The organism is Winogradskyella sp. ECml5-4 (genome assembly GCF_036903175.1).
Taxonomy (GTDB): Bacteria; Bacteroidota; Bacteroidia; order Flavobacteriales; family Flavobacteriaceae; genus Winogradskyella; species Winogradskyella damuponensis.
On sequence record NZ_JAYJLF010000009.1, the window covers coordinates 215746 to 228549 of the forward strand.

10 protein-coding genes are annotated in these 12804 nt (G+C 31.9%); all 10 read left to right on the forward strand.

Annotated features, from left to right (window positions below; translation table 11 throughout):
- Positions 1–45: 45 nt before the first annotated feature.
- The 10 genes from VDP25_RS11200 (at position 46) to VDP25_RS11245 (ending at position 12787) form a co-directional block, all read left to right on the forward strand.
- Entirely contained in the window at positions 46–993 is a 948-nt protein-coding gene (locus tag VDP25_RS11200; protein ID WP_334469768.1) for an NAD(P)H-dependent flavin oxidoreductase, read from the forward strand.
- Positions 993–1427, forward strand: coding sequence for a hypothetical protein (locus VDP25_RS11205; RefSeq protein ID WP_334469770.1), 435 nt, complete (start codon positions 993–995; stop codon positions 1425–1427). Before VDP25_RS11200 ends, VDP25_RS11205 begins: the two co-directional genes overlap by 1 nt.
- A gap of 116 nt (positions 1428–1543) precedes the next feature.
- Positions 1544–1891: a YciI family protein gene (locus tag VDP25_RS11210; RefSeq protein WP_115816784.1), complete on the forward strand. Its 348-nt coding sequence runs from the start codon at positions 1544–1546 to the stop codon at positions 1889–1891.
- 6 nt (positions 1892–1897) lie between these two features.
- Complete coding sequence (locus VDP25_RS11215) at positions 1898–3139, forward strand: RNA polymerase sigma factor (protein WP_334469777.1); 1242 nt, start codon at positions 1898–1900, stop codon at positions 3137–3139.
- Between the two features lie 96 nt (positions 3140–3235).
- A complete protein-coding gene (locus VDP25_RS11220; protein WP_334469779.1) occupies positions 3236–4351 on the forward strand; it encodes a suppressor of fused domain protein in 1116 nt (371 codons plus the stop codon).
- Positions 4348–5055: a DNA alkylation repair protein gene (locus tag VDP25_RS11225; protein WP_334469781.1), complete on the forward strand. Its 708-nt coding sequence runs from the start codon at positions 4348–4350 to the stop codon at positions 5053–5055. The genes VDP25_RS11220 and VDP25_RS11225 overlap by 4 nt, the downstream gene beginning before the upstream one ends.
- A gap of 46 nt (positions 5056–5101) precedes the next feature.
- Positions 5102–5476: a glyoxalase gene (locus tag VDP25_RS11230; protein WP_334469783.1), complete on the forward strand. Its 375-nt coding sequence runs from the start codon at positions 5102–5104 to the stop codon at positions 5474–5476.
- 117 nt (positions 5477–5593) lie between these two features.
- Positions 5594–5914, forward strand: a complete 321-nt coding sequence (locus VDP25_RS11235) for a YtxH domain-containing protein (protein WP_334469785.1) — start codon at positions 5594–5596, stop codon at positions 5912–5914.
- A gap of 370 nt (positions 5915–6284) precedes the next feature.
- Entirely contained in the window at positions 6285–12386 is a 6102-nt protein-coding gene (locus tag VDP25_RS11240) for a PAS domain-containing sensor histidine kinase (protein WP_334469787.1), read from the forward strand.
- Positions 12387–12388: 2 nt separating this feature from the next.
- Positions 12389–12787 (forward strand): response regulator, encoded by a 399-nt coding sequence (locus VDP25_RS11245; protein WP_215924805.1) that lies wholly within the window; start codon positions 12389–12391, stop codon positions 12785–12787.
- The last annotated feature ends 17 nt before the right edge of the window (positions 12788–12804 follow it).

Here is a 12804-nt window from a genome sequence, read left to right on the forward strand (position 1 = left end):
AATGTCACACTAAGCTTGTCTAAGTGTTGTTAAAATTAATTACATATGTCTACAAAACTCACAGAACTTTTAAATATAAAATACCCAATCATACAAGCACCAATGTTCTTGGTCTCTAATGTTGCTATGGTTACAGAAGCAATGAAAGCCGGAATTGCAGGTTGTATACCAGCATTAAATTACAGAACTTTAGAAGAATTAAGAGCGGCCATAAAAGCCCTTAAAGCCAATAAAGTTGAAGGTGGTTCATTTGGATTTAACTTAATTGTAAACAAGTCTAATGTTAAGTATAAAGGACAATTAGAAGTGCTTTGTGAAGAAGGTTGTGACTTTATAATTACATCATTAGGTAGTCCGGAAGAAACCATTAGACAAGCACATGCTGCTGGTATTAAAGTGTTTTGTGATGTTACCGATTTAAGATTTGCCAAAAAAGTGGAGCAATTAGGTGCTGACGCAGCAATCGCTGTAAATAATGAAGCTGGTGGACACAGAGGAAATTTATCACCAGAAGAATTGACCAACCTGTTAAGTAAAACATTAACTATTCCTGTGATTTCTGCAGGTGGAGTAGGTTGCAAAGCCGATATTGATAAAATGTTAAGTTACGGAGCAGAAGGAGTTTCTGTTGGTAGTCCGTTTATAGCTTCAAATGAAGCTGGTGTTACAGATGATTACAAACAAGCCTGTGTAGATTATGGAGCCAAAGATATTATAATGACAGAACGTATTTCTGGTACACCATGTACAGTAATTAATACACCTTATGTTCAGAAAATAGGAACAAAAGCGACTTGGATTGAAAATCTTTTAAATAAAAACAAGAGCCTAAAAAAATGGGTAAAAATGATCCGTTTTTCAATAGGTATGAAAGCGACAGAAAAAGCAGCGAAAAAAGCGACTTATAAAACAGTTTGGGTAGCTGGTCCTAGCATTGAGCATACTAAAGAAATCCTTCCAGTAAAAACCATTGTAGAAAAATTAGTTAACTAATGGCTATAACGTCAAAGACCATAAGATATGGTGTTATTACTATAGGTTTTTTAGGTATTCTTTTTTTTGCAGCCATATTTGCTTTCATTTTGTATAAATCTAAAAAAGACATTTCAAATGAAGAACCTTATGTGTCTTTTTTAAACAAACCACATCAATTAAAAACTGTTAGTACGCTGCGTTGGCATAAAGACAACTTGCGTTTTAGTCATTACAGTTTAGAGGTTAATGATGATTCTAATTATAACAATGAAGATGTGAAGTCTGTAAAACAATACCAACCAGGTGATGTAATTACATTTCATGCAGCGAAATCATATTTTAGTAATCATGTTGGAGAAAGCTATTATCTTATAGGTCGCGATACTTTAGAGACAGGTGAAGTCGTAGAATTTCAATATTACTACACGCCAAATGCCTTACCTTTTGATTAATACTATTCTACTTTAGAAAAAAGTCTATATATTTATTTCAAATTTTTATGTAATAATTGTCCTCTTTTATCTTTTGGTAAACGTCATAAGGATATAACTATTAAATTTTAAAAATTATGAAAGATTTTATGATGATTTTCGTTGGTAAAGAGTATGTTGATTTAGGCATGTCTCCAGAAGAGTTACAAAGCCGAATGGAAAAATGGTTTGCTTGGGGAGCCAAAATGGAACAAGCAGGTATTTTAAAAGGAGGTGAAGCCTTAACACCACAAATTAGACGTATTACTGGTAAAGACAGAACTGTTACCGACTTAACTTCTGCGGAAGTCAAAGAAATAGTCGGTGGATTTTATTTGATAAAAGCCAAGGATTTTGATGCAGTTCAAGAGATTGCGAAGGATTTTCCTGATTATGATTTAGGAAACACAGTAGAAATTCGTGAAATTATGGTATTCGATCAATAACCGTTAATGGAACCAAAACTAATAGACCATCTTTTTCGCCATCACAGTGGAAAGATGGTCTCTGTTTTAACACGAATATTTGGACTACAACATCTCGATATTATTGAAGATGCCGTTCAAGATACCTTTATAAAAGCGAGCTTGTCTTGGAGAAAAGAACAGCCAGAATATCCTGAAGCATGGTTAACAAAGGCCGCTAAGAATAGAGTTCTAGATATTTTTAGAACCTTAAAAGCTAAAAAAAATAACAGTCTTCATATTACGCAAGGCACTGATGCTATTGCTATTAATGAGTTGTTTTTAGATGCAGAAATAGAAGATGCACAGCTTAGAATGATATTTACGGCTTGCCATCCCAAATTAGATCCTAGAGACCGCATTTCATTTGCTTTAAAAACCGTTTCCGGATTCAGTATTAAAGAAATTGCTTCCGCATTACTCACCAAAGAAGAAACGATTAAAAAACGATTATTACGCGCTCGTAAAGCGATTAAATCAGCCAATTTACAATTCAATATTCCCCAAGGCAAAGACTTACAAGAACGCTTAGATAGTGTATTAGAAGTGTTATACCTTATTTTTAATGAAGGGTTTCACTCTAACAGTAAAGACCAATTAATCAGAGAAGATTTATGTGGTGAAGCCTTGCGTTTATGTAAATTATTGCTCAACCATCAACAAACCCAATTCCCAGAATGTTATGCGCTATTTGCTTTGATGTGTTTTCATTCGGCAAGATTAGAAGCCAAAACAAACGTATATAACGAAGTACTAGATTTAAAACAACAAGATAGAAGCTTATGGCATTTGCCGTTAATACAACTTGGAAATTCCATGATGTATAAAGCCGTTGAAACCGAAGAATTTTCTTGTTACCATTATGAAGCTGCGATTGCTGCCGAACATTTAAAAGCTAAAAGATTTGAAGACACCAATTGGAACAAAATTTTACAGTGGTACAAAGCCTTGTATACTTTACAACCTATGGCATCGCACTTGCTAACCATGGCAGTTATTTCAATGCAGACTAAGGATTATAAAATAGCAAATACGTATTTGAAACAACTAAAACCAGAAGATTTAGAGCAACGCGCGTATTTATATTATGCGGCTAAAGCGGATTATTATGCCGAAATCGATAGTTTTGATGAAGCCTTATTGCAAATTAACTTAGCTTTAGAAACAGTAACAAATACTTTAGAAAAAGCATATTTGAACAAGAAAAAGATTTATTGGTCGCAAAAGTAAACACTTGTATTCTGTTATAATTATTGTGAATAAAAATTTATCTTCGTCATAAGTACTAATTTTAGTATCTAAGTTGCATCCTATTGATTAATAGTTATGAGTTTTTTTAAAAATCTATTTTCTTCTAAAGATAAAGAATTTCAAAAAGCAGAAGTTCTTTTGGAATTGAAATCGCCTTCTTGTCCGATTACAGCAATTGTAGAACAAGATAATAGAGTTGCTTATTTTTATTTGTGGGGAAACGAAAATTCTAATTTTGGTGTTAAATCATGTTGGATAAGAAACTTGAAAGAAGCACCTAATACATTAGAAAAACAGCTTATGGAAAAGGGAGTTCCACCTATGTTGCCAAAGCAGTTTTGTAAATTTCCTAATGGTCAAGAAAAACTAAACAAAGAGGATTTAAAAATCATTTGGACAGAAGAAGGAGATGCTGCAGCACTTTTGTTGAAAGATGATGTTATTGCTATTATTCCAATTTGGAGTGGAGACAATGGTTTTAATGGTTATGCAAAAGATTGTATTGGAGAAGGAAATTTTGCGTGGGAACTAACGGAATCGAATGTTTTTATAGAACGCATTGAAGAATGTAAAGCCTATTGGGATTCTTGGGATAATGAAATAAACCCATTTCACCTGCAACAGCCAAAAATTATAGATGCTTATGATAAAGCATTTGGAACACATGATAAATATTATGCTATAGATGGAAATAATTGGCCTCCAAAAGGACTTTATTTAAGACAAGGAGAATCTCAAGTTGTTTTTGCAACCGTTGGGCTTTCTATAATACCTATGCCAGTAATAGAGATGTATGTTGAGGATCGGTATAAAAAAAATAGAATTGAACTTGGTCTTATCTTAGATTCTGTGTTTTCTGAAAAAGAAATTCAACAATTGGCAGAATGGATTAGTGGTCAATCTACAATTCCTTGGCATAATGTTACGTTTTTAGGGGAAGGTCATACTATTGATTTTCCAACGATTAATTCAACTAAATTTAATTCAGTAATCCTAACAAATAAATTAGATCTTATGCCTCAACCAGAGCTTGATGATTATAGATTGTCTAAAGTTAATTTTCTCTGGATGGTTCCAATTTCTGAAAAAGAAAGAAATGAGATTGTTAATAATGGAAGTGACGGTGTTTTAGAGAAACTAAGAAATATAGGAGAGCACGTTTTTTCTTTAGACAGGCAAGAAGTTATATGAGTAGATTGACCTATAATGAAATTATACAATGCCTTTATGACTTAGAAGACAAGGATAAAGTAGCTTTTAAAGCGAAGAAGTTTGGCATTATCTCATATAATTCACTAGGTATTTATCATAAAGATTTAAAAGTAATGGCTAAAGAAATAGGTGTAGACAATACACTCGCTTTACAGCTTTTTGATAGTGAAATTTACGAAGCGCGCTTATTATGTAGCAAACTATTTAAACCCAAAGATATTACAGAGGAGCTCATGGAAAAATGGGTAAAGACCTTTGAGAATTGGGAAATATGTGACAGCTTTTGTATGGAGTTGTTTTCAAAAAGTAATTTTGCTCTTGCAAAAATATTAGAATGGTCACAAAGAGAACCAGAGTTTGAGAAGAGAGCAGCATTTGCTACTTTAGCATCGTATTGTATGGCAGATAAAACTTCAGATAACGCCTTATTTGAACAATTTTTATCAATTATAAAACGCGAAGCCCATGATGAGAGGCTCTACGTGAAAAAAGCCGTAAATTGGGCCTTAAGAAACATAGGAAAACGAAATGTAGACCTTAATCGTAAAGCCATAGAAGTCGCTAATGACATTCTAGAATTTGAAAGTAAATCTGCTCAATGGATAGCCAAAAATGCGTTAGCCGAATTACAAAAGGAAGGCATTAGAATGTCCGATTATCCGAGAGCTATTTATAGGTTTTAGATTCCTAAAGTTTAATGACCACTTATTATCCTATAATATAAGATATATGACACTAAAGCCAAAATCCATAAGACCATTCATAGGTTCAAAAGCTTACAATATTTCTAGAGAATTTTATAAAGATTTAGGATTTGAAGAATTTGTTATTTCTCATAATATGTCGGTATTTAAAACAGGAGAATTTGCCTTTTATTTACAAGACTATTACGCAAAAGATTGGATAGATAATACTATGGTTTTTCTTGAAGTTGATAATGTTCAAAACCATCTTCAACATTTGAAGCAAAGTGGATTAATAGAAAAGTATGAAAATGTCAGGTGCTCAGAGATTGTTTATAATGATTGGGGAAATGAGTTTTTTCTTCATGATCCTTCGGGAATCCTATGGCATTTTGGAGAATTCAATGCACAAGTTAAATAACCGTTTTTAATAACTTAATGTTTCCATAAATGCTTGGTAATAAATTTGTTTGTAACAAAACAGTCTGTTTTACGACGTATAAAGTAGAACATATGTTTAATAAAAAAAGAAAAAGTTATGATTCATAAAGGAGCATTAGTATTAGGAGCATTATTAGGAGCTACAGCAGGCGTTTTATTTGCGCCAGAAAAAGGAAGCGTTACAAGAAATAAACTAAAAAAAGAGGGAAAAGTAATTAAAGATCAAATTACTAACGATTTTACCGAAGTAAAAGAAGATTTATCTAAAGCAGCGGCTTCAGGTAAAGAGAAACTGAAACAAGATTTAGAAGATTTTGCTTCAAAATCAAGTTATAAAACAGAACAAGCTATTACCTTTTTAGAAAAACAATTAGCTATTTTAAAAGATAAGAATAAAACCCTTCAGAAGACAAGTTAATGTAACATTATCAATAACATTATAAATGTAATTTTCTTTTAAAAATGAGTCTTTTCAAATCTTGAAAAGACTCATTTTTTTGTTTTTATTGAGAAGAATTATTGAACGTGTTTTTTAATTAATTCATATTAACTTAATCTAGACATTTAAATACATTAACATTTTTTTTGTATTTTACACACTTTATCTATGTGTATTGCTCCCAAGTCATATTCATCTTTTTTTTTATTTATAAGTGACTCTTAATGAATTGAATGTGTCTCATATACTATATATGGGAAATATTATAGTTAAAATATTTTTATAGCATATGTATCTCAATGTATCTGTTTCTTTTTAACAGGCGTATTTGATTATTTAAAAACTGTTAATGAATAGATTAGAACATTCAATTAAAAAAAGATATTTACTTTTTATATCTACAATTATATTAATTATTATAGCTGCATTAGTTATTCTACGAAGTAGCGTTAATAATCAAAAAAAAGTAGCTTTATTAATTAATAAAGCATCTGACCAGTGTTTGTTAAATGAGCGCATGAACAGCCTCGTATATTCTTTTGAAAGTATTAATAGTGATACAATCAGTTCAGATATAATAGATTCGTTTAAAGGCTATGTTGATAAATTTGAAAAGACACATCGTTATTTAGATTCTGTAAATAAGCAAGAAGGAAGCAGTAAAGTTTTAGATTCTTTGTTTAAGGTTACAGGGACGCAATCACAAAAAATAGTTTCTGCCAGTAAGAATATTATAAATACTCCAAATAGAAAATTAATTGCCCAAGATGTAGATATTATAGCAGACTCAGAATTACCTTATTTTTTAACAATGCAGTCTGTAATAAGTGAATATCAAAAAAGTGCAGATCAAAATCTTCATAGCCTTTTACAAACAATTTATATTCTTGCATTTATTGCAATATTAATATTAATGGGAGAGTTCCTATTTATTTTAGTTCCTGCACAAAAGCAATTATTTAAGCAAAATGATAAACTCTTAGAGGTAAATAGTGATTTAGCAAAATCTGAAACGAGGATAAAGGAGAATTTATTAGAACTAACAAGCCTTAAAACAGATTTAGAAAAAAAAGACGCTTACAATAAAGTGTTTATAGAACAAGCTCCAACAGCGATTGCCATGTTAGATAACGATATGAAATATATAGCGGTATCTCAACGATGGATTGCTGATTATAAAATGGAGAATGAAGAGATTGTGGGTAGAAGCCATTATGATTTATTTCCAGAAATAGGAGAAGAGTGGAAAGAAGCACACCAAAAATGTTTAAACGGTGCTATTGATACTTGTGATGAAGCACCCTTTGTTCGTGCAGATGGAACAGTACAATGGATTTTTTGGGACATACGTCCTTGGTATATTTCTGAAGGTAAAATTGGAGGTTTACTAATGCATACGGGTGACATTACACACCTAAAAGAAAAGGAAGATGAAAAAAATCGAATAGAAAAAATATTAGAAAAATCTAATGAAGTGTCTCGCCTTGGGACATGGGATATTGATTTAATTAAAAACAATATTTTTTGGAGTAAAGTGGTTTTTGAAATACATGAAGCGCCTGAAGGTTTTCAGCCAGATTTAGAAACAGCCATCCAATTTTTCAAGGAAGGAAATAGTAGAGATACTATTGAAAAAGCCGTAAATGAAGCTATAGAAAATGGTATACCTTATGATATCGAAGTTGAGTTGGTAACCTTAAAAGGTAATATTGTTTGGACACGTGCTATTGGTCAGGCAGAATTTGTAGATGGAAAATGTGTACGAATTTTTGGAGTGTTTCAAGATATTAACGAGAAGAAGCTTTCGCAAATAGCTTTAAATAAGGCGCATACAGAATTAAAGGCCATATTTGATTCTAACGCAATTGCTATTGTTGCTACAAATAGAGATGGTATCATTAGTAAATTTAATCCTGGAGCAGAAGTCTTAACAGGCTACTCAGCAGATGAAATGATAGGCATAGAAAGACCTATCTTATACCATTTAAGAGACGAATTGGATGCTTTTAAAGAAGATATAGCTAAACAATACGGTAAAAGTTTAGTAGATTTTAGTGCACAAGAAGAACTTGCTAAACATAATGCTTACGATACTCGAGAATGGCATTATTTAAGAAAAGATGGGTCTGTTATACCTGTTCAATTAACCTTAACGTCTATTAAAGATGAAAAAGGAAAACTTATTGGGTATTTGGGCGTGTCTACAGATGTCTCAGAAAAAAGAATGGCTCAAGATGAACTCTTGAGAAAAAATTACTTATTGAATTTTGCAGAAGAGATTACCTTAATGGGGAATTGGCAATGGAATGTAGCTACCGGAGAGATTGAAAGTTCTAATAATCTTTATAATATTTTTAACCTCGATAAAGATGCTGATAACTTAAATTTTGATACGTATTTTAATCTGGTTCATCCTGATGATAAAGATTTTGTCAAAGAACACATAAATAAAATAATAGAAGAAAAATCGTTCCATAAGTTTACGCATCGAATTATTACAGATGATGGCGTATTAAAAACCATTCAGGTTTTAGGTGAAGTTATTACTAAAACTAATGGAGAGGTTGTTAAAATAAATGGTACGAGTCAAGACATTACTGCTGCTAAGGCTGCTGAAATGGAATTAAATAAAGCCCACATGCAGTTAAAGGCAATCTTTAATTCAGGACCTATAGCTATTGTATCTACCGACAATAATGGGATATTAAACCATTTTAATAGTGGAGCAGAACTTTTACTAGGTTATTCAGCTTCAGAAATGATAGGATTAAAAGAACCAGAAATTTATCATTTAGAAGAAGAACTAGATCAATTTCGTATAGATATAGCAGAAAAGTATGGTGTAGATCCAGAAGGATTTGATCCTTATTTAGAGTTAGCAAAGCGTAATGAATACGATACACGAGAGTGGACGTATAAACGAAAAGATGGTTCTACGTTTCCTGTAGAATTAACCTTAACAGCAATTAAAAATGAGGAAGGCGAGAAAATCGGGTTTTTAGGAGTCGCATTTGACATTACCGAAAGAAGAGTCGCTAAAAATGAACTCATAAGAAAAAATCAATTATTAAATTTTGCTGAAGAGATTACCTTATTAGGTAATTGGCAATGGGACACGGTTGCCAATAAGGTAGAGTGGTCTATTAACATGTATAATATTTTTGGACTCGATAAGGAGGTCAATGATTTAAGCTTTGATACGTATTTTAGTTTTGTTCATCCTGAAGATAAAGACATTGTAACCAATTATTTTGATCAAACTAGAGTAGAGAAAAAACTTAAACGATTTACACATCGTATTATCGCTGGTAATGGCGAAATAAAAATAGTACAGCTGTTAGGTGAAGTTATTACCGATTTATTTGGTAATATTATTGAAATGATTGGTACCTGCCAAGACATTACAGCAGCTTATGTTGCCGAAAGAGAATTGTTTGATGCTAACACACAATTAAAAGCGATATTTAATTCTGGTCCACTCGCTATCGTATCGGTTGATAATGATGGAATCATTAACCACTTTAACCATGGAGCAGAAATTTTGTTAGGTTATTCTGCTTCAGAAATGATAGGAAAAAAGAAACCAAATATTTATCATTTAGATGAAGAGCTTTTAGAATTTAAGGAAGACATTGCCAAAAAGTATAATAAAGACCTTGATGGTTTTAGTCCTTATTTAGAGTTGTCAAAACAAAATGCACACGACACAAGAGAATGGACATACAAAAGAAAAGATGGTTCAACATTTCCTGTAGAATTAACCTTAACGGCTATTAAAAATAATGAAGGCGAAAAAATAGGCTTTTTAGCAGTAGCCAATGATATTTCAGATAGAAAAATTGCACAAAACGAATTACTACGTAAAAATCAAATCCTAAATTTTGCAGAGGAAATAACCTTGATGGGGAATTGGCAGGCAGATATGGCAAATGGCACGGTTAAATGGTCAGCTAACCTGTATCGTATTTTTCAATTAGATGAAAGTAGGCATATAACTTTAGAAACCTATCTTGAATATACACACCCAGAAGATAAAGAACGTGTTGCAGAGCATATGCGTAAAACTGTTGAAGACAAGACGTTTACAGATTTGGTGCATCGCATTCAATTAGCAGATGGCACCGTAAAAATTGTACAACTCTTAGCGCAAGTGGCTACAAATGAGTTTGGAGATGTTACTGAAATCATAGGAACATGTCAAGATGTGACCGCTCAGAAAATGACAGAGATAGAACTTATACGTAAAAATCACTTTCTAAGTTTTGCAGAAAGAATAACTATGATGGGTAATTGGCAATGGGATGTTGTTACAGATAGCCTAAAGTGGTCTACTAATTTGTATAAAATATTTGAACATGATGAAAGCTTAACAGATTTAAAGTATGATACGTTTTACAGTTATGTTCATCCAGAAGATAAAGAATATATTACGGACTATGTAGAAGGTTCGTTCCTAGAAAAAAAGTTCCCAAGTAATTTTATACACCGTATTATTACAGGTAGCGGAAAAATTAAAACCGTCCATTTCTTAGGGGAAGTTATTCTAAATGATAAAGGCGAGGTTATTGAAATGATGGGAACTTGCCAAGATATTACCGAACAAAAGATGGAGGAAAATAAGTTTAGAGGCTTATTAGAATCAGCTCCAGATGCTATGGTAATTGTAGATGAAAACGATGAAATCCAATTAGTAAATAAAGAAGCCGAAAGATTATTTGGTTACCATATGGACGAGTTGATAGGTAAGAAGGTAGAAATGCTTATTCCTAAACGATTTGAAGGTATGCATACAGAGCATCGTGCTAGTTTTTTTAGTGATGATCCTGAGAAACGATTAACATCAGCGAGAAAAGAATTATATGGCTTAAATAAAGAAGGTAAAGAAATTCCTATTCAAGTAAGTTTAAGCCCTCTTGAAACAGAACAAGGCCTATTGTTATCTGCAGCAATACGAGATATAACTGCGCAAAAACAAGCCGCAAATGAAATTTTGCGTAAAAATCAGTTGTTAACTTTTGCAGAGAAAATAACGATGATGGGGAATTGGCAATGGAATCTTATTACCAATGCTGTAGAATGGTCTGCCAACTTGTATAATATTTTTGGAGTAGAAGAAAGCGCAACAATATCTTACGATACTTATTTTAGCTTTGTTCATATAGATGATAAAGAAAAGGTAACTGAGTATGTAGAGAAGTCAATTAACGATAAAAACGATGTTGATTTAATGCATCGTATTACATTAAGAGATGGAACAGTAAAAACCATACAACTTTTGGCTGAAGTTGTGGTAGATAGTATGGGCAATGTGGTTGAAATGGTAGGTACTTGCCAAGATGTGACAGCGCAACGTATGGCAGAAAACAAATTTAGAGGCTTGTTAGAGTCTGCACCAGATGCCATGGTAATTGTGAATGCAGAAGGGAATATTCAACTGATCAATAAACAAGCTGAAAAACTATTTGGATACACTGCAGAAGAATTAATAAATAAATCAGTTGAAATTCTTATTCCTAAACAATTTTCAGAAGATCATGTATTGCATCGTGATGGATTTTTCGCTAATCCTAGAGTGAGAACCATGGGAGTTGGAAATGAAAAAGAATTATTTGCCAGGAACAAAAATGGTATGGAAATACCAATACAAATAAGTTTAAGCCCACTTCAAACAGAAGAAGGCTTATTAATTTCAGCGGCTATAAGAGATATTACCATACAAAAAAACGCACAAGAAAAAATAATAAATGCTAAAAATGATTTAGAAATTTTAGCACAGAAATTAATTATTCAAAACAGTCAACTTGCAGATTTTGCGCAGATTACCTCTCATAACTTACGGGCGCCAGTAAGTAATCTAAATTCGCTTTTAGGTTTTTATGTAGAATCTGATGATGCTGAAGAAAAGGACTTTTTGTTTAAAAAATTCGAGGCCGTTATTAACCATCTTACCGTAACCTTAAATACCTTAGTAGAAGCATTAAAGATTAGAAGTGATAACTCTAGGGAGAAGGAAGATATTTTGTTTGAAGATGTATTAAAAACAACAACAGATATTTTAAGTGGAGAAATATTAAAAACTAATGCTATAATTAAAGCGGATTTTTCTAAATTGCCATTAATAAATTATGATAAAATTTATTTAGAAAGTATTTTCCTCAATTTGATAGGTAATGCAATAAAGTATAGGTCTAATGATAGAGACCCAGAAATTAACATTAGATCAGAAAGAGACAACGAAAAAATTAAATTAACGATATCTGATAACGGTTTAGGTATAAATTTAGATAGGCATGGTAATAAAATTTTTGGTTTAAATAAAGTATTTCACAGACATCCTGACGCTAAAGGAGTGGGGTTATATATGACCAAAACACAAATTGAAGCTATGGGTGGAGCTATTAATGTATCGAGTAAAGTTAATGAAGGGACAACATTTACAATAATTTTTTAATTATGAACAGTAATTACAATATATGTGTGGTTGATGATGATGATATTTATCAATTTACTATTGTTAAAATACTTAAGTCCATTGATTTAGATAAAAAAATAAGTCTTTTTTCAGATGGTGAAGAGGCCTTAGAGTTTTTGATAGATAATCTTTATAATAATGAAGAACTTCCAGATATCATATTTTTAGATATAAATATGCCTATTATGGATGGTTTTCAATTCATGGAAGAGTACGTTAAGATAAAACCAAAATTAAACAAGAAAATAATTATCTATATGGTGTCTTCTTCTGTAGACCCTGTGGATATTGAACGTGCTAAGAATATTAGTGACATTTCTGACTATATTATAAAACCTATAAAGGCGGGACAGTTACAAGAAATTATGGCTAATCTTTAAATGGCGGTTTGTTGTTG

Coding starts and splice junctions, on each gene's coding strand:
- VDP25_RS11200 (WP_334469768.1), top strand. CDS start 46: ATGTCTACAAAACTCACAGAACTTTTAAATATAAAATACCCAATCATA.
- VDP25_RS11205 (WP_334469770.1), top strand. CDS start 993: ATGGCTATAACGTCAAAGACCATAAGATATGGTGTTATTACTATAGGT.
- VDP25_RS11210 (WP_115816784.1), top strand. CDS start 1,544: ATGAAAGATTTTATGATGATTTTCGTTGGTAAAGAGTATGTTGATTTA.
- VDP25_RS11215 (WP_334469777.1), top strand. CDS start 1,898: ATGGAACCAAAACTAATAGACCATCTTTTTCGCCATCACAGTGGAAAG.
- VDP25_RS11220 (WP_334469779.1), top strand. CDS start 3,236: ATGAGTTTTTTTAAAAATCTATTTTCTTCTAAAGATAAAGAATTTCAA.
- VDP25_RS11225 (WP_334469781.1), top strand. CDS start 4,348: ATGAGTAGATTGACCTATAATGAAATTATACAATGCCTTTATGACTTA.
- VDP25_RS11230 (WP_334469783.1), top strand. CDS start 5,102: ATGACACTAAAGCCAAAATCCATAAGACCATTCATAGGTTCAAAAGCT.
- VDP25_RS11235 (WP_334469785.1), top strand. CDS start 5,594: ATGATTCATAAAGGAGCATTAGTATTAGGAGCATTATTAGGAGCTACA.
- VDP25_RS11240 (WP_334469787.1), top strand. CDS start 6,285: ATGAATAGATTAGAACATTCAATTAAAAAAAGATATTTACTTTTTATA.
- VDP25_RS11245 (WP_215924805.1), top strand. CDS start 12,389: ATGAACAGTAATTACAATATATGTGTGGTTGATGATGATGATATTTAT.